At 37.3% G+C, this 21,204-nt stretch carries 28 protein-coding genes and 1 tRNA gene; 15 read left to right on the top strand and 14 right to left on the bottom strand.

Features of this window, described 5'->3' with window-relative positions:
* Nucleotides 1–13 precede the first annotated feature (13 nt).
* Nucleotides 14–1,426 carry an efflux transporter outer membrane subunit gene (locus BUA72_RS02180; RefSeq protein ID WP_072921649.1) on the top strand — a complete coding sequence of 471 codons (1,413 nt, stop codon included), beginning with the start codon at nt 14–16 and terminating at the stop codon, nt 1,424–1,426.
* A 71-nt stretch (nt 1,427–1,497) separates the two neighbouring features.
* Here the strand turns inward: BUA72_RS02180 and BUA72_RS02175 are convergent, their stop codons facing one another.
* A complete protein-coding gene (locus BUA72_RS02175) occupies nt 1,498–2,115 on the bottom strand; it encodes a SixA phosphatase family protein (RefSeq protein WP_083544104.1) in 618 nt (205 codons plus the stop codon).
* Between the two features lie 117 nt (nt 2,116–2,232).
* The gene (gene miaA / locus BUA72_RS02170; RefSeq protein ID WP_072921647.1) at nt 2,233–3,144 is read right to left on the bottom strand and encodes a tRNA (adenosine(37)-N6)-dimethylallyltransferase MiaA; all 912 of its coding nucleotides are present in this window, start codon (nt 3,142–3,144) and stop codon (nt 2,233–2,235) included.
* A gap of 43 nt (nt 3,145–3,187) precedes the next feature.
* Here miaA and BUA72_RS02165 point away from each other — a divergent pair, with 43 nt between their 5' ends.
* The 3 genes from BUA72_RS02165 to nadA all read left to right on the top strand — a co-directional run bounded on the left by BUA72_RS02165 (nt 3,188) and on the right by nadA (nt 5,812).
* Nucleotides 3,188–4,045: a YicC family protein gene (locus tag BUA72_RS02165; protein ID WP_047452121.1), complete on the top strand. Its 858-nt coding sequence runs from the start codon at nt 3,188–3,190 to the stop codon at nt 4,043–4,045.
* Between the two features lie 70 nt (nt 4,046–4,115).
* Nucleotides 4,116–4,682, top strand: a complete 567-nt coding sequence (gene gmk, locus BUA72_RS02160; RefSeq protein ID WP_047452124.1) for a guanylate kinase — start codon at nt 4,116–4,118, stop codon at nt 4,680–4,682.
* A 110-nt stretch (nt 4,683–4,792) separates the two neighbouring features.
* On the top strand, nt 4,793–5,812 hold the full coding sequence (nadA, locus tag BUA72_RS02155; protein ID WP_072921646.1) for a quinolinate synthase NadA: 1,020 nt from the start codon (nt 4,793–4,795) through the stop codon (nt 5,810–5,812).
* A gap of 61 nt (nt 5,813–5,873) precedes the next feature.
* Here nadA and BUA72_RS02150 read toward each other — a convergent pair whose 3' ends face one another.
* The 9 genes from BUA72_RS02150 to BUA72_RS02120 form a co-directional block, all read right to left on the bottom strand.
* Complete coding sequence (locus BUA72_RS02150; protein WP_047452128.1) at nt 5,874–6,080, bottom strand: bacteriocin-like protein; 207 nt, start codon at nt 6,078–6,080, stop codon at nt 5,874–5,876.
* Nucleotides 6,081–6,220: 140 nt separating this feature from the next.
* Entirely contained in the window at nt 6,221–6,415 is a 195-nt protein-coding gene (locus tag BUA72_RS02145) for a bacteriocin-like protein (RefSeq protein ID WP_072921645.1), read from the bottom strand.
* A gap of 80 nt (nt 6,416–6,495) precedes the next feature.
* Nucleotides 6,496–6,666 carry a bacteriocin-like protein gene (locus BUA72_RS24330; RefSeq protein WP_156122750.1) on the bottom strand — a complete coding sequence of 57 codons (171 nt, stop codon included), beginning with the start codon at nt 6,664–6,666 and terminating at the stop codon, nt 6,496–6,498.
* Nucleotides 6,667–6,884: 218 nt separating this feature from the next.
* Entirely contained in the window at nt 6,885–7,085 is a 201-nt protein-coding gene (locus BUA72_RS02135) for a bacteriocin-like protein (RefSeq protein ID WP_139259481.1), read from the bottom strand.
* 202 nt (nt 7,086–7,287) lie between these two features.
* Nucleotides 7,288–7,458, bottom strand: coding sequence for a bacteriocin-like protein (locus tag BUA72_RS24325; protein WP_156122751.1), 171 nt, complete (start codon nt 7,456–7,458; stop codon nt 7,288–7,290).
* A 33-nt stretch (nt 7,459–7,491) separates the two neighbouring features.
* Complete coding sequence (locus BUA72_RS02130; protein WP_047452134.1) at nt 7,492–7,677, bottom strand: hypothetical protein; 186 nt, start codon at nt 7,675–7,677, stop codon at nt 7,492–7,494.
* A 28-nt stretch (nt 7,678–7,705) separates the two neighbouring features.
* Nucleotides 7,706–7,924, bottom strand: coding sequence for a hypothetical protein (locus BUA72_RS02125; protein WP_072921642.1), 219 nt, complete (start codon nt 7,922–7,924; stop codon nt 7,706–7,708).
* A 41-nt stretch (nt 7,925–7,965) separates the two neighbouring features.
* Nucleotides 7,966–8,139 (bottom strand): bacteriocin-like protein, encoded by a 174-nt coding sequence (locus tag BUA72_RS24320; protein ID WP_175548845.1) that lies wholly within the window; start codon nt 8,137–8,139, stop codon nt 7,966–7,968.
* 211 nt (nt 8,140–8,350) lie between these two features.
* A complete protein-coding gene (locus BUA72_RS02120; RefSeq protein WP_131401672.1) occupies nt 8,351–8,551 on the bottom strand; it encodes a hypothetical protein in 201 nt (66 codons plus the stop codon).
* A 363-nt stretch (nt 8,552–8,914) separates the two neighbouring features.
* On the opposite strand from BUA72_RS02120, the gene thrA reads away from it, so the two are divergent.
* The 7 genes from thrA to BUA72_RS02080 all read left to right on the top strand — a co-directional run bounded on the left by thrA (nt 8,915) and on the right by BUA72_RS02080 (nt 16,037).
* Nucleotides 8,915–11,362 (top strand): bifunctional aspartate kinase/homoserine dehydrogenase I, encoded by a 2,448-nt coding sequence (gene thrA, locus BUA72_RS02110; RefSeq protein WP_072921639.1) that lies wholly within the window; start codon nt 8,915–8,917, stop codon nt 11,360–11,362.
* 10 nt (nt 11,363–11,372) lie between these two features.
* The gene (locus BUA72_RS02105) at nt 11,373–12,314 is read left to right on the top strand and encodes a homoserine kinase (RefSeq protein ID WP_047452142.1); all 942 of its coding nucleotides are present in this window, start codon (nt 11,373–11,375) and stop codon (nt 12,312–12,314) included.
* Nucleotides 12,315–12,324: 10 nt separating this feature from the next.
* Nucleotides 12,325–13,638 (top strand): threonine synthase, encoded by a 1,314-nt coding sequence (thrC, locus tag BUA72_RS02100; protein ID WP_072922470.1) that lies wholly within the window; start codon nt 12,325–12,327, stop codon nt 13,636–13,638.
* A complete protein-coding gene (folB, locus tag BUA72_RS02095; RefSeq protein ID WP_072921638.1) occupies nt 13,635–14,006 on the top strand; it encodes a dihydroneopterin aldolase in 372 nt (123 codons plus the stop codon). Before thrC ends, folB begins: the two co-directional genes overlap by 4 nt.
* A gap of 29 nt (nt 14,007–14,035) precedes the next feature.
* The gene (locus tag BUA72_RS02090; RefSeq protein WP_072921637.1) at nt 14,036–15,394 is read left to right on the top strand and encodes a DUF4403 family protein; all 1,359 of its coding nucleotides are present in this window, start codon (nt 14,036–14,038) and stop codon (nt 15,392–15,394) included.
* A gap of 25 nt (nt 15,395–15,419) precedes the next feature.
* Entirely contained in the window at nt 15,420–15,899 is a 480-nt protein-coding gene (locus tag BUA72_RS02085) for an RDD family protein (RefSeq protein ID WP_072921636.1), read from the top strand.
* Nucleotides 15,900–15,966: 67 nt separating this feature from the next.
* A tRNA-Cys gene (locus BUA72_RS02080) sits at nt 15,967–16,037 on the top strand.
* A gap of 368 nt (nt 16,038–16,405) precedes the next feature.
* Here the strand turns inward: BUA72_RS02080 and BUA72_RS02075 are convergent.
* Both BUA72_RS02075 and BUA72_RS02070 read right to left on the bottom strand, forming a co-directional pair.
* Nucleotides 16,406–16,990, bottom strand: coding sequence for a DUF6705 family protein (locus tag BUA72_RS02075; protein WP_072921635.1), 585 nt, complete (start codon nt 16,988–16,990; stop codon nt 16,406–16,408).
* An 11-nt stretch (nt 16,991–17,001) separates the two neighbouring features.
* A complete protein-coding gene (locus BUA72_RS02070) occupies nt 17,002–18,330 on the bottom strand; it encodes a hypothetical protein (protein ID WP_072921634.1) in 1,329 nt (442 codons plus the stop codon).
* Between the two features lie 466 nt (nt 18,331–18,796).
* On the opposite strand from BUA72_RS02070, the gene BUA72_RS02065 reads away from it, so the two are divergent.
* From BUA72_RS02065 to BUA72_RS24795, 4 genes are all read left to right on the top strand, one after another.
* The gene (locus tag BUA72_RS02065; RefSeq protein WP_047452288.1) at nt 18,797–18,979 is read left to right on the top strand and encodes a hypothetical protein; all 183 of its coding nucleotides are present in this window, start codon (nt 18,797–18,799) and stop codon (nt 18,977–18,979) included.
* A gap of 274 nt (nt 18,980–19,253) precedes the next feature.
* Nucleotides 19,254–19,415: a hypothetical protein gene (locus tag BUA72_RS24315; RefSeq protein WP_175548844.1), complete on the top strand. Its 162-nt coding sequence runs from the start codon at nt 19,254–19,256 to the stop codon at nt 19,413–19,415.
* A 118-nt stretch (nt 19,416–19,533) separates the two neighbouring features.
* A complete protein-coding gene (locus BUA72_RS24800) occupies nt 19,534–19,722 on the top strand; it encodes a bacteriocin-like protein (RefSeq protein ID WP_410493271.1) in 189 nt (62 codons plus the stop codon).
* A 421-nt stretch (nt 19,723–20,143) separates the two neighbouring features.
* A complete protein-coding gene (locus tag BUA72_RS24795; RefSeq protein WP_410493270.1) occupies nt 20,144–20,317 on the top strand; it encodes a bacteriocin-like protein in 174 nt (57 codons plus the stop codon).
* A 149-nt stretch (nt 20,318–20,466) separates the two neighbouring features.
* Here the strand turns inward: BUA72_RS24795 and BUA72_RS02055 are convergent, their stop codons facing one another.
* On the bottom strand, nt 20,467–21,195 hold the full coding sequence (locus BUA72_RS02055; RefSeq protein ID WP_072921632.1) for a hypothetical protein: 729 nt from the start codon (nt 21,193–21,195) through the stop codon (nt 20,467–20,469).
* Nucleotides 21,196–21,204: the final 9 nt, after the last annotated feature.

Genomic DNA, 21,204 nt, shown 5'->3' with positions numbered 1-21,204 from the left:
TCTATTTAAAACTATGAAAAGAATTAAGAATTTTATCTTAACCCTTATATTAGCTTTAGGCGCGGTGTCGTGTGTGTCCAAACTGGCATATACCGAACCTGACCTTCAGCTTCCGGAAAAGTTCCAATACACCGCTACTGCTGATACAGCCAGTATTGCCAACCTGGAATGGAAACAGTTTTTCAGCGATCCTATTTTACAGGATTTGATTGAAAAAGGAATTAAAAATAACTATGATCTTCAGATTGCTTTAAAACAGGTAGCTTCATCCCAGGAGAAACTGAAACAGGCAAAATATCTTCAGTATCCGGATGTAGGTTTTGCCGTTTCAGCGCAAATTTCAAAACCATCGGAAAACAGCATGAACGGAAAAAGCTTAAATTCATTTTTAGGTCAGAGTCATGTTGAGGATTATAATGCAGCCTTCAACCTTTCATGGGAAGCTGACATCTGGGGAAAAATTAAAAACCAGCAGGAAGTTTCAAGAATGCAGTATCTGCAGACTTATGAAGCAACAAAAGCTGTTCAGACACAGGTCGTAGCAGCGATTGCACAAGGATATTACAATTTATTGATGCTTGACAAACAGATTCAGATCGCAAAATCAAACCTGGAATTAAGCACCAATACGCTTTCCATTACTGAAAAAATGTGGCAAAGTGGAGATACGACTTCTTTAGGGGTTCAGCAGGCAACAGCTCAGAAACAATCTACAGAACTTCTGATCACTCAGTTGGAGCAAAATATTGCCATCCAGGAAAATGCTTTAAGTATTCTTGTGGGTGAAAATCCAAACAAAGTGAACAGAACGATTGAAATGTCTGATACTTCTCTGCCACAGACTATTTCAACGGGTCTTCCTGCCGCGATGGTAAGCCGTCGTCCGGATGTCCGTCAGCAGGAACTGGTTTTGTTGGAATCCAATTCAATGGTAGGAATTGCTCAGGCGAATATGTATCCTGCTTTGAAAATCACAGCTAATGGTGGTGTGAATTCATTTAAAATTGATAACTGGTTCCAGATTCCGGCTTCATTGTTCGGATCTGTATTGGGAGGAATTACTCAGCCTATTTTCCAGAAAAGACAATTGAAAACGGATCTGAATGTAGCTAAAATCCAGAGAGAGAAAAACGTGCTGGCTTTCCGCCAGTCTGTTTTAAATGCAGTAGGCGAAGTTTCTGATGCTTTGGTTTCTAATGAAAGTTTAAAAGTTCAGGAACAGAAAGCAACAGATCAGGTAACCACGTTGAAAAACGGAATAAAAAGTGCAGAAATGCTTTACAAAGGCGGTATGGCCAATTACTTAGAAGTGATTACAGCTCAGGGAAATTCTCTGCAGGCTGAACTGAATCTTGCGTCCGTAAAAAGACAGAGACTGAGCAGCATTGTAGATCTTTACAGAGCGCTTGGCGGCGGTTGGAAGTAGTAAATTTAATTATATTGTTTTTAGTGCGGTCTCTTTTCAGGGACCGCATTTTTTTTAATAGAGTTCAGGTTTTATGGTGTACTTTGTCCAAACTTTTTTTGAACCGCAAACACTGATCCCGCTGCTGCAGAGTTTTTCGTAATAAATACATTATCAAACTGTGTCTCACTGATGGTCACATTCAACGTATTATTACTCAACACTTTTACCATTTCAGGAACTGTATTGGAATGGCCGACAATGACAACAACTTTTCCCTGATTTTGTGCAAGAATATTGTTTATAAATAATTGAGTGGCAGCAAAAGTAGCAGCCGGCGCATATTCCTTAATAACAATTCCTTTACTCTCTGCCAGTGGAATGGCTGTTTGGCGTGTACGATTGTATGCTGTAGTATAAATATTATCTATATGAACATTTCCCAGTAAACGTTTCAATTCTTCTGCTCTCAGTTTACCGGCACTGGTAAGATCAGGATCTGTTCCTACATTTTCTTTTTCTGCATGACGCAGCAGAATGCATACCGTCTCTGTACTGCTGATTTCTGAAGGGAGAGGAATGCCTAATGGGTTTTCAGTATTCTGAACATTATTTTTAATATTCTCGTTTTGGATTTCCTGGCTGGAAGCTCTTTCACAGCTTGTGAAGATCATCAGAGGTATCAAACCCGATATAATTAGTTTTTTCATAATTCAATTGATTTAAACTGTGTTTGGAAATCGTCCTATTTTCAAGCCCAATTTAAATAAAAAAAAACGATAAAACTTTTTATAAATAGATATTATTTTTAAAATAGAATGAATTTTCTATTGATTTGAGATGGAAATAAATTCAATTAAACGATCAAAATCTTCCTGTGAATATCCCAATGACAGATAGTGAATATCATCCGCTTTTCTGTACCATGTCAGCTGGCGTTTTGCATATCTGCGGCTGTTTTTTTTGATCTCGGAAACGGCAAAGTCAAGGTCCCATTCTCCATCAAAATATTTGAAAAGTTCAGAATACCCTACTGTTTTCAAGGCGGTAAGATCTTTAAATTCCTCCAAACTTTCTGCCTCAGCCAAAAGTCCTTTCTCCATCATGATATCTACCCTTCTGTTGATCCTGTCATACAGATCTTCTCTCGGAGCTTCAATTCCGATACGGATCACATTGAAATCTCTGGAATCCTGGGAGACAGCAATCTGTTCGGAATATTTTTTATCCGTCTGCCAGATCACGTCAATAGCGCGTAAAAGTCTTCGGTGATTGTGAAAATCTACCACTTCAAAATACTCGGGATCGAGCTCTTTAAGAATCTGCTGAAGTTTTTCGATTCCTTCCGTATCCAGTATGTCCTGAAGTTTTTTCTGATTGTTTTCATCCGCTTCCGGCAGATCATTCAACCCCTCAATCACTGCTTTTTCATACATCATGCTTCCACCTACCAAAATGACGGTGTCATGATTGACAAAAAGTTCATTAAGTTTTTTTAAAGCATCTTCCTCATACTGCCCGATAGAATAATAGTCCCGAACCGAAAGATTCCCAATAAAATGATGAGGTGCCTGCGCCAGTTCTTCTTCCGAAGGTGATGCAGTACCGATTTTCATTTCTTTAAAAAACTGACGGGAATCGCAGGAAACAATTTCCGTATTGAAATGGTTGGCCAGATCAATGGCCAGTCTCGTTTTACCTATTCCGGTGGGGCCTACAACAGAAATCAATTTTTTCACAGTGCTAATTTAAATGTTTATCTTTGTACAACAATAAAAAACTATGATTTTATCAATGACCGGATTCGGCAGAGCCGAAGGTGTTTTTGAAGGGAAAAAGATCTCAATAGATATTAAATCCTTGAACAGCAAAAGCTTTGATTTAAATATTAAAGTTCCTTTACGTTATAAAGAAAAGGAATTCGAGATCAGAAAAATTCTTAACGACAGGATTATCCGAGGAAAGGTAGACTGCTACATCAATCTGGAGAACCTTGAAGAGACAAACGACGTGAAAATCAACAGGAGTTTAATTGACTCTTATATGAATGAGCTTCGTAACATCGCTTCAGACGGGCCAGACTTTGAATATCTGAAAATGGCGGTAAGACTTCCGGATGCGATTTCTTCAAGACCTGACGAACTTACGGAGGGTGAATGGGAAGCTCTGGCAAAAATCGTTCACGCATCGGTAGACCGTTTCATGGAATTCAGAAAAACGGAAGGAGGTATCCTGCACGAAGAACTGGAAAGAAATATCCAGAATATTGACAAATACCTTTCAGAAGTTATTCCTTTTGAAGAAGAAAGAATCATTGCGGTAAAAGAGCGTTATCAGAAATCTCTAAAAGAGTTTGAAAATGTAGACGAGACCCGTTTCTATCAGGAAATGGCTTATTTCACAGAGAAACTTGATATTGCAGAGGAAAAGGTAAGGCTTACCCAGCATTTGAAATACTACAAAGAAGTGATGGACAATGAAGATTTCAACGGAAAAAAACTTGGTTTTATTTCTCAGGAAATCGGAAGAGAGATCAATACTTTAGGGTCAAAAGCCAATCATGCAGAAATCCAGAAACTGGTGGTCATGATGAAAGATGATTTGGAAAAAATTAAAGAACAGACGTTAAACGTATTATAGACCATAGACCTATAGACAGGAGATCATAGATTTTATTCTCTTATCTCTAATCTAAAAATCTCTAATCTAAATGGATAAAGTAATCATATTTTCAGCGCCGTCTGGAAGCGGAAAAACTACATTAGTAAGACATTCTCTGGAAACATTTCCTGAACTCGCATTTTCTATCTCATGCACGACAAGACAGCCGAGAGGAAGTGAAGCCCATGCCGTGGATTATCATTTTTTGAGTCCCGATGAATTCAGACAGAAAATAGCGGAAGATGCTTTTGTAGAATATGAAGAAGTGTATACTGACAAATATTACGGTACTTTAAAATCAGAAGTGGAAAAGATCTGGAATCAGGGAAAAGTGGTGATCTTTGATGTGGACGTAAAAGGAGGAATTTCTTTAAAAAAATATTTTGGAGAAAAAGCCCTGTCTATTTTCATTGAACCGCCGTCCATAGAAGAATTGGAACGAAGATTGATCTCCAGAAACACAGATGATGCAGAAACCATCAAAACCCGAGTAGCAAAGGCCGGAGAAGAAATGACCTATGCGAAAGAGTTTGACAGGATCGTAATCAATACCGATCTTGATGAAGCAAAAAAAGAAATAGAAAGTTTAATAAAAAAATTTATAGAAAGAAACTAGAAGCTGGAAATTAGAAGTTAGCTGTGCCGTTATACCCATTGAAGTCACATCGAAACTCTAACTTCTAATTTCTAAATTCTAACTTCTATAATCAAAAAATTGAGGTTGATATGAGTACCGAAACATTAGAAAAAGCTAAATCTGCGATTCCCGTAAGAGGATTTCTGGATATAAAAGATATAGCGATTCCTCAAGGAGAAGAATTAGTGAAAGCTATTCTTAAGCTTAAAGAAGAAAAAAATGCGGTGATCCTTGCCCATTATTACCAGCCGGGAGAAATTCAGGATATCGCTGATTTCCTTGGAGATTCTTTACAGCTGGCTAGACAGGCCAAAGATACCAATGCAGACATGATCGTATTCTGCGGAGTACATTTCATGGCTGAAGCCGCTAAAATTCTGAACCCGACTAAAAAAGTAGTTCTTCCAGATACGATGGCAGGATGCTCTCTGGCAGACGGATGTTCAGGAGAAGGCCTTAGGAAAATGCGTGAGCAGCATCCGAATGCCCTGATCGCCACTTACATCAACTGTAATGCTGAAACCAAAGCAGAAAGCGACATCATCGTGACCAGTTCAAATGCTGAAACGGTGATTGAAGCTTTACCAAAGGACAGACCTATCATCTTTGCACCGGATAAAAACTTAGGAAGATATCTTTCTAAAAAGACCGGTCGTGATATGATTCTTTGGGATGGAAGCTGTATCGTGCACGAAGCATTTTCTATGGAAAGAATTGCTCAGCAACTGGCTGAAAATCCTGATGCGAAAATGATTGCACACCCTGAAAGTGAAGAAGCGGTTCTGAAGCTGGCTCACTTCATCGGTTCTACTTCTGCCCTGTTAAATTTTGTTGAGAAAGACGACTGTCAGAAATTCATCATTGCTACTGAGGAAGGAATTCTTCACGAAATGAGAAAACGTGCACCGCACAAAGAACTAATCCCTGCTTTAGTTTTTGACGAAAGTTGTAACTGTTCAGAATGTTTCTACATGAAACGTAATACCATGGAGAAACTGTATTTGTGCATGAAATATGAACTTCCGGAAATCCTTATTGACGAAGAGCTTCGTTTAAGAGCTCTGAAACCTATTGAAGCGATGCTGGATCTTTCGAAAAGCATCAAATAATTAAAAATAAATAGTAAAAAAGGAACTGTTTTCTAAATGTTTAGAAAACAGTTCCTTTTTTTTATAATTCAGGATTTATACACTCCATACTTACAAGAACACACATTTTACAATGATCTGCAATTCCCTGATAAGCTGAACATGGATACTTATATCCAGGGCCATCTCCAAAAGTAGCATTTTGAGGACATCCTGAACATCTTGATGGACCCGCTGCTCCGTTTACTTTCTCCAACTCTTTTCTGTTTAATTTTTTTAAATTTTTCATGATAATTTTAATTTTTTTGAATTTTAAATATAGTAATTTTATCCCATAAAGGTGATATACCTATTAAAAAAATTAAAATACTTAGAATAGTTCTTTAAAAGACAAAAAAAGCACTATCCTTAAATAGTGCTTTCTTATTCTTATAATGGTCCGGAACATAGATAATCTACTTTTACCCGTAATTTACAGCATTCAGGTAAAGCATTAAAATCATCGCATGATCTCGGGTAATTCGGTCCTGGTCCATAAGGTCCCGGAGGGCAGTTTTCGAAACAGCCATTTCCTCCGTTAATGGATTTCAAATTTCCTCTGTTTAATTTTCTTAGATTTTTCATATTAATTTGTTTTGGTTTATAAATATATGATTTTAAACCTAATTCATGAAAATACACAGTTAAAAGCAGAATACTTTTAATTACAGCATGGGTGCATAACAGGTACCACCTGGTTTTCTCCAGCAGCCCCATGCACCGCCTCCACGGAAACATACATAGGCAGCGCCTCCGCAGGTCTCAATCTGAAAATCGGTAATTCCACCACTCACTTTGCTTTTTTGTTCTCTTGAGAGTTTTTTTAAATTTTTCATATTAATTTTATTTTGTGTCATAAATATAACATTTTATCCCTTTATGATGAAATATTATACGCCTGAAAAATAATGAATTAAGATAGAAAAATAAAAGAGCGGAGATGGGAGAGATAAAAGCCGGTAAAATATTTAACCTCAGCTTTATTACTTCTATTTTAAATCCCCATAATTAATAATCAAAGAAACTTCTTCCATCTCTGCTCCTTAAGTCCGGATTAATTAATAACAGGACCTACACAACCCATATGTACCAAGTACTGACCTTTACAACAGTCACTCAAAGCATTATACTGTTGACAGCTGCGGGTAGCACCAGATCCCGGAGGTCCAAAAGTAGTTCCTGCAGGGTAAGGACATCCTCCTGGGCAAGCAGCACCATTGATGTTTTTCAATTGTTCTTTTGATAATTTTTTCATAATAATTTTTTTTGAGATTGATATAGTGATGTCCAGAAGCCTGAAATTGGAAGAAGGAAGGTAAAAGCAGCACCACAACGCAACTTTGTTAATTTTCAAACCATTACCTGCTAAAAATGAATGTCTAACAGTAACTTCCAGCCTCCATCTTCCATCCTCAAACTTCTTTAATCTTAATTTTCTTAAGTCTGGTTAAGGCCAATTACACCATCGGAGGATAACAGGTTCCGCCGGGTGTTCTCCAGCATCCCCACGCACCGCCTCCACGGAAACATACATAAGCAGCACCGCCACAGGTTTCGATCTGAAACTCAGTAAACCCACCGCTGATCTTACTTTTTTCTTCTCTCGAAAGTTTTTTCAGGTTTTTCATATTGAATGTATTTTAATGTGTTTTTTTAAGATCTTACCACCCTCCGCCTTCTCCGGGAACCACAAAATCATTGCAGTTCGCTGCGGCAGAGATGCATGTCTTGCCTTTTTCACACCATTTGCGGTTTTTTCCACAGTAGACGTAAACAGGACCATCAATTCCAGTTGCTCCTTTTAGGTTTTTCAATTCTTCTCTTGAAAGTTTCTTCATTCTTTTCATAATGATTAATATTATAGAGATTTTTAACTTATAATTCTACTTCAAGGCCAGGCATACCACATCCTCCTCCTTGAAGACAGTTACTGGCTCTGCAAACTTCAGAAACCGGTGGACAAACCTGAATGGCCTTCAGAACATTACACAAGGTAGAGCCTCCGCTTGGAGTATTACAACTAATTAAGACATAGCCGTAACCTCCAGTAATATTTCTGAGTTTTTCTCTTGATATTTGATTTGCATTTTTCATATTGATCTTTTGGTTTTTAATTACACATGTAAAGACAGTATCTATTCTACTTCTACAGGAAGCTTACCACAGTAGATTCCTTTGGGAATACATTTTTTCGCGTATTCACACCAATAATGGGTATAAATGCAGACACATGGGAAAGGGCCACAATCTATACCGGCACCCGCCACTGTTTTTAACTCTTCTCTGGTTAATTTTTTAAATTTTTTCATAATATTCTGAGTTTAAATTACTGTTGTTATTATTTTTCACACTCTGTTGATATGTTAAACAAATATGAAACGTACAGACTTCAAAACAAAGCCAGAATTCACAGGTGTAGCTGAATATTGAGTAAGTGATCCGTTTTGGGTGATTACCGTTATTCTACATAAAAAAAGACTGCCTTTTCAGACAGTCTCTTGAATTTCTTTTATCTTTCGATTATTGAAAACACGCCGAGCTAACAAGAACGCAGGTACTGCAACTTGCCGTAACAAGTTCATAGTAGTCCTCGCATGAATAGGTATAGCCTGCTGCAGAACCTCCAGGACCAAATCCGCCTCTAGGGCAGCTTTTACAATTGGAAGCAGCTCCATTAATCATTCCCAAATGTTTTCGGGTCATTTTCTTTAAATTTTTCATGTTTATTTTGTTTTATTTTAACGCCTAAATATAGCAGTTTTACTGGAAAAAAAAAGCCTAAAACCCAATATATTTCTCTTAAATATGAATTAAACAATACAGATATGTACCATTAATTAATATGGCCATCTAAAAATAATTTGTACATTTGTTCCGTAAAGAATGAATTTTCTAAGAAACATATCAGCTATTTCTACACCGGAATTACTTATTTCGGGGCTGTCTTTTGTTTCTACATCAACGATTACATCTACAACATCTACCCCGTAGCGGGGTACATTTTCACATATCATTTCCTGCACCCGTACTCTTTTTTTTAAAAGAGCAAACATTCGCTTTTCTCCAATCTCAAATACATCATAGATGAAAGTCTTAAAATTCGGCGGTACATCCGTCGCCAATGCCCGGAATATTCTTCTGGCAGAACATATTATCAAAAAAGAATCTTCACAGAACAAGATTATTGTTATAGTTTCAGCCCTTCATGGCGTTACCGACAGTCTTATAAAAGCGGCGGAATATGCTGCTGTTAAAGACGAAAATTACATCCCGATCATCAAAGATCTTGAAGAAAAACATCTTGAACTGGTCAAAGAACTGATCCCGGTTTTAGAACAAAGTTCTTGGCTGAGCTTCGTTAAAAAACATTGCAATGATATGGAAGATATCTACAACGGGATCTTTGTATTAGGTGAATTCACAGATAAAATCAGGGACAGAATTACTTCATATGGCGAATTTCTGTCTTCAAATATCATGGCAGCCAGGCTTCATTACGAAGGACTGGACAGTCTTTGGATGAATTCATCTGAACTGATCAGAACAGATAGCAACTTCACTCACGCTAAGGTAGATTTTGATAGCACAGACCAAAATCTGAAAAACTACATCGCTGATCACCAAAACCAGATCATCATTGCACCCGGTTTTATAGCTAAAGATAAAAACGGCAACGCCACCACATTAGGACGCGGCGGCTCCGATTACACTGCGGCTATCATTGCTGCGGCTGTTTCTGCTGAAGAACTCCAGATCTGGACCGATGTAAGTGGAATGATGACTGCAGATCCCAGACTGGCATCCAATGCCAAACCCATTCCTGAGATTTCTTATCATGAAGCGATGGAGCTTTCTCATTTTGGAGCAAAGGTTCTTTATCCACCTTCCATACAGCCCGTCATGGCTAAAAATATTGACCTTAAGATCAAAAATACATTTGATCCGGAAGCCTATGGAACTTTGGTTTCCCACAATCTCAATAAGTCTGCAGATGAAAAGCAACCTGCAGCAGGCGTTTCCAATATGAGTCATATTGCTCTTCTTACTTTGGAAGGAAGTGGAATGGTAGGAATTCCCGGCATTTCTGCAAAGCTTTTCCAGTGTCTGAGTTTTGAAAAAATAAATGTGATTCTTATTACCCAGGGATCATCGGAACATTCCATTACTATTGCTGTGAATGAGAAAGAAGTATTTCATGCCGAAAATGTGGTGAATGCAGCTTTTGAAGATGACATACAGCTGCAGAGAATGGCTCCAGTAAAAATAGAAACCGGACTTTCAATTGTTGCTCTGGTTGGAGAAAACATGAAGAACAGAAGCGGTCTCAGTGCCAAAATGTTTGGATGCCTCGGAAACAATGGGATCAATATCAGAGCTATTGCCCAGGGATCTTCTGAAAGGAATATCAGCATTGTTATTTCTGAAAAAGACACCAAAAAAGCGGTCAATATTTTACATGAAGAGTTCTTTGAATCGGAAATAAAACAGGTTCATCTTTATATCTGCGGAACCGGAAATGTGGGTTCAAAACTCGTACAGCAGATTTATGAACAGAACAGTTATCTTCAGGAAAATCATTTGATTAATTTAAGAATTGCCGGAATTTCAAACAGCCGTAAGATGTTCTTTTCCGATCATGGAATCTCTGAAAACGAATTTAGCAACTGGCATGAAAAAGCTATTGAAGCCTCTATCCACGGATTTGCAGACGAAATTATTTCACGAAATCTCAGAAACTCTGTATTTATCGATGTGACTGCCAGTTCATCAGTCCCGGAAGTGTATGAGGATTTATTAAAAAGAAGTGTGAACATTGTGGCCTGCAACAAAATCGCAGCTTCTTCAGATTTTGAACAGTATAAAACGTTAAAACGCACTGCCCGAAACCATAACTGTAATTTTTACTTTGAAACAAATGTAGGTGCCGGACTTCCTGTGATTGGAACCATTAATGATTTAATGAAAAGCGGTGACAAAATCACATCTATTCAAGCGGTACTTAGTGGAACTTTAAATTTTGTTTTCAATAATTATGACGGAAGCAGGACTTTCTCTGAGGTGGTTGCCCAAGCGCAGAAAGAAGGTTATACTGAACCGGATCCGCGTCTGGATCTTACAGGAACAGATGTAGCCCGCAAGATTTTAATTCTGGCCAGAGAAGCCGGATATACGCTTCAGTTTGATGAAATTGAAAACGAAAGCTTTCTGCCTGAGGAATGTCTACAGGGAAGTGTGGAAGACTTTTATCTGAAGCTTACCGAGTATGAAGATCATTTTAAAAATTTACTAAATGCTGCAAAAAAAGAAGGCAAGATTTTAAAATATACCGCTGATTTTAAAGACGGAAAAGCCAAAGTCGGTTTGCAGCACGCCGCTCCGGACAGCGATTTGTATCATCTTTACGGTAAGGACAATATCGTCATCTTTAAAACCTTAAGATATTCCGAGCAGCCTCTTGTGGTAAAAGGCGCAGGCGCTGGTGCTGAAGTTACGGCCAGTGGTGTTTTTGCAGATATTATAAGATCCGTTTAAAATAAATAGTATGAAAAGTATAAAAATAAAAGTTCCGGCCACTGTTGCCAATCTGGTGTGCGGATTTGATATCCTGGGAATGGCCATCCATGAGCCTTACGACGAAATGGAACTGAAATTATTGGACAGCCCGGAGATCATTATCAGACATGAAGATCATTTCGGGCTTCCGGAAGAACCTTCTCAAAATGTAGCAGGTGTTGTTCTGCAGAATATCCAGCAACACCTTCAGCTGACGAAAGGTTTTGAAGTAACGATTCGCAAACATATTAAACCTGGCAGCGGGCTCGGCTCCAGTGCGGCAAGTGCCGCAGGAGCCGCTTTTGGGGCCAACGCTTTGTTAGGAAATATTCTGTCTGATGAGGAACTGGTTCACTTCGCTATGTTTGGGGAAGAGCTGGCTTCAGGAGTGCGTCATGCCGATAATATTGCCCCGTGCATTTATGGTGGCATTACATTGGTGAAGTCCTCCTCTCCTATTGATATTATTCCGTTGAGTACTCCCAATCTGTTTGTGGCAGCTGTACATCCTCAGGTTGAAGTGAAGACTTCCGATGCACGACAAATCTTAAAGAAAAATATTCTGCTGAAAGATGCGGTAGAACAATGGGGAAATATTGCAGGATTGGTCGCCGGAATTTTAAAAAATGACATTCCATTAATCGGACGGAGCTTGAATGATGTATTGATAGAGCCTGTCCGCAGCATATTGATCCCAAAATTTGATGAAATTAAAATGAAAAGTTTAGAAGCGGGAGCTCTAGGCGGTGGAATTTCAGGTTCCGGACCCTCCATTTTCATGCTGGCAGAGACCAAAGAAACGGCAGAAAAAATTGCTCAGCTGATGAAATCCGTGTATGACGAAATTGAGATTGAGAGTTTTGTATACGTGTCAAAAATAAATCCTGCGGGAATAGAGATCGTTGAAGAAATAAATGATGAAAACCAATAAAGCAAAGACAATGAAGTATTATAATTTAAAAGATAAAGAAGAAACCGTTGATTTTAAAACGGCCACTATAAAAAGCCAGGGCAGCCGGAAAGGATTATTTTTTCCAGAAACTATTCCACAATTTGATCAGGAATTCATCTCCAATCTGCACCTCTATTCTAATGAGGAAATTGCGTTCCGATGCATGAAAGATCTTATCGGGGAGGAAATTCCAGCGGAAGAATTAAAAAAGATAGCTGCTGAAACGGTCAACTTTGATATTCCATTGAAAAAAATCAATGAGCAGATATCCGTTCTGGAGCTTTTCCATGGCCCCACTTTGGCCTTTAAAGATGTCGGTGCAAGATTTATGAGCCGGTGCCTGTCTTATTTTCTGAAAAATCAGGATAAAAAAGTAACGGTACTGGTTGCCACTTCCGGTGATACAGGAGGAGCCGTTGCTCATGGATTTTACAACGTTCCGGGAATCAATGTGGTTATTCTTTATCCTAAAAACAGGGTAAGTCCGGTTCAGGAAAAACAGCTTACCGCACTGGGTGGAAATATTTCTGCCTTGGAAGTCGATGGAAATTTTGATGACTGCCAGCATCTTGTGAAACAGGCTTTTTCAGATGAAAGCATTAATTCCGAATTGTTTTTGACATCCGCCAATTCCATTAATATCGCAAGGTGGCTTCCTCAGCAGATTTATTATCTATTAGCCCTAAAACAATGGCAACAGCAGGAAAATACAAATCCTGTGATTGGTGTTCCAAGTGGAAATTTCGGGAATATCTGCGCTGGACTTCTCGCCTATTTCAGGGGACTTCCTGCCGGACACTTTATTGCAGCCTGTAATGAAAATGATGTGGTTCCGGATTATCTGAAATCCAACGAATATCATCCTAAAAAAGCAGTAGCCACTTTGTCTAATGCCATGGATGTGGGAGATCCAAGCAATTTCACCAGAATCCTTGAACTTTTCGGACATCAGTTTGAAGATCTGAAAAACATGATCTCAGGCTATTCTGTCGATGATGAATCTACGTTGAAAACCATCGCAGAGGTTTATGAAAAATATGGATATATTCTTGATCCTCACAGTGCCGTTGCTTTTAGTTCTCTCGAACAGTATCTGAATGAAAATCCGGGTAAAAAAGGATTTATTCTGGGAACCGCTCATCCGGTTAAATTCCCTGAGGCAGTGGAAAAAGCAGCCCATATCAGAATTGACATTCCTGAAGCCCTTAACGATCTGATGAAAAAGGAGAAAAAAACTACAGAAATACATGCAGATTTTGAAGAATTAAAACGATTTTTGCTGAATAAAAATCACGAACAATGAGCAAGATCTTTCTTGAAGATGTAAAAATATATGCGTACCACGGGGTTCTTCCCGAAGAAAACATCATCGGCACCTATTATATTTTAAATGCGGAACTGCACACGGATCTTTGGAAGGCCGCTGAAACAGATGACCTGAATGATACGATAAGCTATGCAGATATCAACGGAATCATTCATCAGGAAATGGCCATCAAATCCAAGTTATTGGAACATGTGGCGGGAAGAATTACGATGAAGATTCATGAAAATTTTCCTCAGATTTCTTATATCAAACTGAAAATCACAAAAACTTCCCCACCCATGCAGGGCGAAATGAAAGGCGCAAGCATCGAACTGGAAAGAAGTTTCAAACCCGGTGATCAATAATTTTTATTTCACTAAAAAAACATAAAAAATTGAAATCCATCACACTATTATTTTTATTAAGTTTTGCCGTTGTTTTCGGCCAGACTACAGGTGATACGCCAACATATAATTTTCCTAAGATCAGATCCAGCATTACCATGCCGGTCACCATTCCGCTTTCTGAGATCAGTAATATGATCAATGCTTCGGTAAAGGAACTGGTATTTCAGGACGATTCCTATACGGATAACAATAACGACCAGTTTAAGGTCAAAGTTTGGAAAACCCGTCCTATACGTTTGGTGGGCGGGACAAGCCAGAATCTACTGATTGAAGTTCCGTTGAAAATATGGGCGGAAAAGGGAATCGGTACTTTGGGTGTGTATTCATACCAGAACACGACTTTTGAAACGGTAATGTCTTTTAATACCACCATTAATTTTAATAATAACTGGACGATCTCTACCAATACGCAGCCTAACGGTTTCAGATGGGTCACAAAACCTGTCCTGAATTATGGTAAAATACAGATCCCAATCACTTCACTGGTAGAAAAAAGCCTGAAAGAACAGCAGGGAAAATTTGCTAAAACGATTGATCAGCAGATGAATGCTCAGCTTAATTTCCAACAGTATGCGGTAATGGCCTGGAATGTTTTTTCACAACCTTTTAATATTTCGGAGGAATATAATACCTGGCTGAAAATAAGTCCGGTAGGGGTTAACATCACTCCATTGAAGTTCTATGGAAATGAAATCACCACGAATATCGGAATGGATATTTATTCGGAAACATTTACCGGAAGCAAGCCGGCTGCATCACCCAATGTAAAATCAGCTGGTAATTTTACTCTTGTTCCGGTTTTAGCGGATAAATTTCTTCTCCAGACCACAGCCAATGTTCCTTTTTCTGAGGCAACGAATATTGCGAGAAATATGTTCATGAACAAAGAATATGACGTGAGAGGTTCAAAAGTGAAAATCAAAGACATCAGGGTTTACGGTTTGGACGGAAGGGTGATCATTGAGGCTGAAACAGAAGGTTATGTGAACGGTAAAGCTTTGATCTCGGGAATTCCTGTTTATGATGAAACAAAAAAGAAAATTGTACTTTCCAATACAAAATTTAATCTGAGAACTGCCAATATCCTACAGAAAACCGCTACGCTGCTCTTTAAAGGAAAGATCGTAAAGATGATCGAAGATGAGTATGGAATTCCAACTCAGGATCTGGAACTGGCTTCAAAGAAAAGCATTGAAGACGCCTTCAACAAAGAATATTACAAAGGTTTAAAAATGAACGGAAGGGTGTACAACCTGAAACCCGGTAGCATTCTCTTAAATGAATCAGGAATCACCGCAGTCATTGAAACCAACGCTACTTTAAAACTAATACTCAACGGAATCTAAATTTTTCAAAAACTAATTACCAACCATGAGAAAATATTTACAGATCATCGATAGAAACCGGGCTTCCAAGGGTGCAAGATTTGCCAATTATATGATTGATCTTATTGCATTTTATATTGTGTTCTTTGTCATTATGCTGATCATTACCCTCATCAATCCTGCGTACGGTCGTTGGTTTGCCAATACACACGATCTGCTGCAAAGATTGATAGGGATTGTTTCTTATACATTATTTTCTTTCTTCATTGAAGCTGTAACCGGCGGGAGAAGCCTTGGAAAACTGATTACCGGTACAAAAGTGATTATGACCGACGAAGAAAAACCATCTGTGGGAGCTTATTTTTTAAGAAATATCATAAGAGGAATCGTATTAATCGATCAGCTTTCATTTTTTGGAGAAAATGGTCTTCACGACAGCTGGAGCAATACCCGGGTCATCAACATCAAAAATTATGATGCTGAAAGACAGCTAAAAAGCGATATCAACAGCATTGGAGCGAAATAAATTATTTAAAAATTTTTGTTCATTAAGAATTTTTGCTATATTTGCACACCTCAAAAATGGTAAAAATGGTACTTTGGCCGAGCGGCTAGGCAGTGGTCTGCAACACCATCTACAGCGGTTCGAATCCGCTAGGTACCTCAATAAAACCTCTAATTATTTTAATTAGAGGTTTTTTGTTTTTAAAGTGTGTCAATATCAGTGTCAACCATTTTCAAAATCATTGTATTTTGAAATTTTCACATATTTAAAAAATGCTCTCTTAACCTCATTTCAAATCAACGTCATCCCGCTGATTTAATTTTTTCCTTAGTTGTGCATACCGTTTTGTAATCTTACCATTGTAGAATTTTTTTAAATATTTACAGGTGGTTCCACAACAAAAACTGTAATATTCTGTAATAGAAAAAATTTAATTCCAATACTATATACTTGAACTCTCATTTTAAAATTTATCCAATAAAAAAAACCGCCTCTAGGGCAGTTTCAGTTTATTGTTAATCTTTTCACTACTGTTTTGTAAAAATTAAATCTTTTGTCTCTGGAAGATATATGTTAATATCTATTCCTTCGGGACACTTATTACTATCAAGGATAATGTCGTTTGGCCTATATTCCCATGAAATCTTTGTGGAATTTATTTTTTTTAAGTAAATATCTCCCCAACCCACACGACAATTTGTTCCTCCATAATACAAGAGTATTTTATTATCATCAGATTCTACCCATCGGCTATATATCGTATTTTTTATCTGATTTGACTGGAACGTATCATTCTGAGTATCTTGAAGAGTAATTCCTAATGAATTTTTTATAATGTACCTAACAGATAATACGTCTTTGTAATATTTATACTTACCTCTATCAAAAAACATATGATTTTGTTTTGCTATAAACAACGTAATTTTTTTATCTTGGAAATTAGCAGTGTAGTTTCCTACATATGTATCTAATTCATTGTTAATATCTTTTAAATAAGAATTGTTAGGTATTTGTGTATAATCTGTTTTTAAAGGAAATTCTTGCTGTGCTTTGCAAGAAAAAATGCAAAAAAATACAAATGTAAAAGCTGATTTTATGATTATTTTATTCATATTATTATTTTTTAAGGGCAAGGAACATCAGTTATAGTTCCGTTTTCATTTTTATTAATTGTTTTTATAGTTCCATCACTTTCTACTCTTTGCAGCCTTACTTTTCCATTAAGGTTCATATCATCAAGTATTCCAAAAAAAAGTTTTTCATATCCTTCGTGAGTTGAGGATTTATAAATACTATTTCTTAATGCCATGTTATCTATATAATTGTCCAAATCTTCTTGTGAAAAACTTATCAAAGCATCACTATAATTTCCGTCAAAAGTCGCTACATAATGCATGCCATTTGGTGCTACCATCCCAATAAATGCGTTACTGGGAGTTCCGTGATCTCCCTGTGCTAGTGCAAATTGAAGTAACTGTTCTACATCTGGTGGAGAAAGCATTGGAATTCCTGTAGGTGTGTGATTATGGTAACCACCAGCATAGCCTGTTTTATCTCCGAAATTTACACTGTGAGCACTTCCATGTATTACATCTGAAGGTGTTCCGTCTGCCTTTATTTTATAACCATCTTCTCCTCCTTCTGTTGATTTTGTTTTTAAATTATCTATCGCTGGTTTGGATATAGTGTTAGTAATAATTTTCTTTGTTTGTTCACATGGATTCGCAGGTGTATTAGGACTTGGGGTTTCCGGACCATTTCCTTCACCACCACCAGTTCCACCGGGACCTTCTGGATTGAGACAGTTGTCATAAGGTTGACATCCTCCTGGAGGTGGTCCTCCATTCCAAATTCCTCCGGGAATGCCACCGCCTGTTCCGGGCATAGTAATAACTACCTCTCCAGTATCACAAGGTGATCCGTCAGAACTGCAATTACCATTTCCTTTAGCTGTAATTCTTTGCTGTAATGTATTTTTTAGAAATGCTTCTTTAAATAACCCTAGCATTTTATCATAATTTTCTACTTCAGGATACATTTTTAAAAATTCTACCTGAGTATCATTTTCCTTTAGCTTGGCAATAATAATACCATCAACCTTTCTATTTCTAATTAATGGAAAAAGTGTAAATTTTTCATTGGTCTTCGTGGTGAAATCCTGAGAACGAATATTGAGTTCTACATATTCATCTGCCATTTCTGATGAATTTTTAAATGCTTTCCTCAGTGCTTTAGCGGTGTGTTGAACATTGTGAATGTCATCATAGCGTTCCAATAGTGTTTTGAAACCTTTCGCATAGTTGACCGTTTCTTCTCCTTGAGCAGTGAATACTCTAAATTTAGATGGCTGTTGTTCTTCACTACTGTTAAGAAGATCCTCTGAACGGCAGGAGATTAAAGAAAGGACCACGGCAGCATTGAGAAGCAGCCGGATCGATAAATTTTTCTTCATTGGTGATGTTTTTTTAAGTGTTAAATATAATTAAATTTTCATCATCACTATGAAGTGATATTTGAAAAACTCAAATTCTATTTTTGCATAAATTTTAAAATTTACGCGTTAATCTTAAAAATCATCAGAGCTCCTTAAATGTGGAAAGTACTGTATTTTAATTTCTTTATTACATAATAACATAAAGTTACAGCGACATAGCCTATCGTATTTCATAAATCAACTACAATTTGTTTATTAATAAAGCTTACCGAGTTTTAAAATAGTATATGAAGCATTATTTGGGCATACCATATAACGCAATAAAATCTCTAATTACTAGAGGTTTCTTGTTTTTCGTTTCCCAATTATTTTAGCACCAGTGTAAAAAGTACTTCCAATGAATTCTATCAATTGACTCCAATATATAATCACCATGTCGGGAATTTATGTATATTAGCCATAACTAATTATAAAATAATATTTTATGAAAAATTTTGAAAGTCTAAAAAGAAAAGCAACAAAATTCTCAAGAGAAGATATGAAAACTATAAAGGCAGGTATGCAATGGACAGGTCAGGGCAGTTGTAATATTGAAGACGAAAGACCCGGTGCTGCTCCAATGTGGTGGCAAAAAACAAAAAATTATTTCTGTAATTTGACTCGCTAATCTTAAATTATTTAAACATAAAAAATTCCCCATTTAATAAGTGGGGAATTTTCTTTACATTTTTCATGGTTTTGATTTTAATTAGGCGCAAAATATTGGAACTATTCCCTAATCACAGACTTAACATAAAAAAATAACTCTCTGCACGGTTGATTTATTTTAATACTTTTGAAATAATCTTTTTAATTAAATAACAAATCAGAACGAAAAACTATGAAAAAATTAAATGTTAAGAATCAACTTACAAGAGCCAAATTAAAAGTCGTATTTGCAGGTGGCCCAATTGACGAACCAGCTCCTGGTGAAGGAGAACCGACTGGAGAAACATGTGGAACTGGAGGAAAAAGATGCTACGATTACGAAAGATGTTGTCAGCATCCAGCTGGCTTTACCTATTGCAATACGCGTCCTTGTGGTGAATAGTCAAACAATCTGAACTAAAAATTATACTTCACCAGCTATAACAGTTAACATAATAATTTTCTTTAAAAATTTAATTCTCCATTATTGGAATAGTATTATATTTGGGATCTAAACGAATTAAATACTTAACTATGAAAAATTTAAAGAAAATCTCAAGAGAAGAATTAAAGCAATTGAAAGGTGGAGGTCCTAATGTACCAACATGCCCTCGTGGAGCAATTTGGAGATGCGAGGCTATTGGAATCTGTGATGAAAACTTCGATCAATGGGATTGCCTGTGTGGATGCTATCCAGTGAACACACTTCCTTTTCCAAGATAAATCAAAGCCCTCTTTTTAGAGGGTTTTTCATTTCCTTTCTTTTAAGTTCAGCTTCTACCAAAAAGACAAAGCTTTGAAAATAAAAAAGCCTCCCGGGGCACGAGAGGCAAAACTGTAATTTTTTTTTAGAAAGATATATTATTAGTGATGCGATTCTTATAATCCAAGGTTTGTGCCGTTCGATATCATAAATCCAAAAATCGTGACTTTTGTGGTATCTTTTATTTTATACTTCAGAAACTCATTATAAAGTCTATTAATAATAACCTGTTGCTCTTTTAAAAATAAATCTATGACTTTTTCACTTGGTTAAAATTTATTTTGCTAAATGCGTAATTAACATAATAAAATTCTTTAAAAAATTTAATTCCCTGTTAATGGATATTAGTATCTTTGAAATCTAACGAATAAATACTTAACTATGAAAAATTTCAAAAAGCTAACTAGAGAAGATTTAAAAAATGTTGCAGGCGGAGGAGCAGTACCTTATTGCAGAGTTGGATACATTTATATGTGCCAGGCAGTAGGAGCATGCTTTCCGGACCAGGACATCTGGGACTGTGCATGTGGTTGCGTTCCGAAAGTTAAGCCTTAATAATTTAAACCCTTCTTTTTTAAGAGGGGTTTTTCAATGGAGAGCTTTTCTAGTTTAATATTTTCCTTTTGATTTTAGATACCATTCTATAAAAAAATCCCGCCTGGAGCGGGATTTACTGTTATCATTCAAAAGATTATTTTTTACATTTATAACCGGAAAACTGTAAAAGTATATGTTCTGGCTATATTTCCGTTATTGGTAATGGTATAGGTATTCGCAGACGTTTTAACCAGGGTGTAATCAAATTGGGTACCTCCTCCACCGTCAGCACAACCGGTTACATTCGCAAATTGAAGTCCCCAGGTGGCTGATGTTCCGGCTCCGCCTGCAGAGCTTGTTACTGTTCCTACTTTGTCTCTGGCAACAGCACTTAAATATCCTAGTGCTATATCAGAATACATATAAGTAGAAATCATTGTTCTTCCGCACGCATTCCCAGACCTCACGATCAGCATTCCTGCAGGAATATTAACTGCAGCAGGGATTGTAACGGTGCCGCTTGCCCCCGGTAATATGCTTGTGCTGTTTATAGAATAGCTGTATTTTGCTGTGGTTACATCACCGGTAGCCCCTCCCCTTATCAATAGGTCATGATCTGCTGGAACCTGACGGATCAGATTCTGAATACGCAGACTCTGATTATTGGCATCAACATCTAATTTTCTCTGCGGAGATACGTTTCCAATTCCCGTATTTCCGGATGACGTAATGATAAAATCATTGGCCTGCTGCCCCGCTGAAGGAACTCCCGAAACAGAGTTGTCCTTTGCCGCGTCTATATGGAATAATCCCTGTGTATTGGTTGTATTAATACCAAATTGCGCATAACTCACAAAAGATATGAGTATATAAAGTATGATATATAATTTCTTCATAATTTTATT

This window comes from Chryseobacterium sp. OV279, from assembly GCF_900128945.1.
Taxonomy (GTDB): domain Bacteria; phylum Bacteroidota; class Bacteroidia; order Flavobacteriales; family Weeksellaceae; genus Chryseobacterium.
The sequence above is the reverse complement of the archived record's forward strand: the minus strand, read 5'-3'. Positions and strand labels throughout refer to the sequence as shown.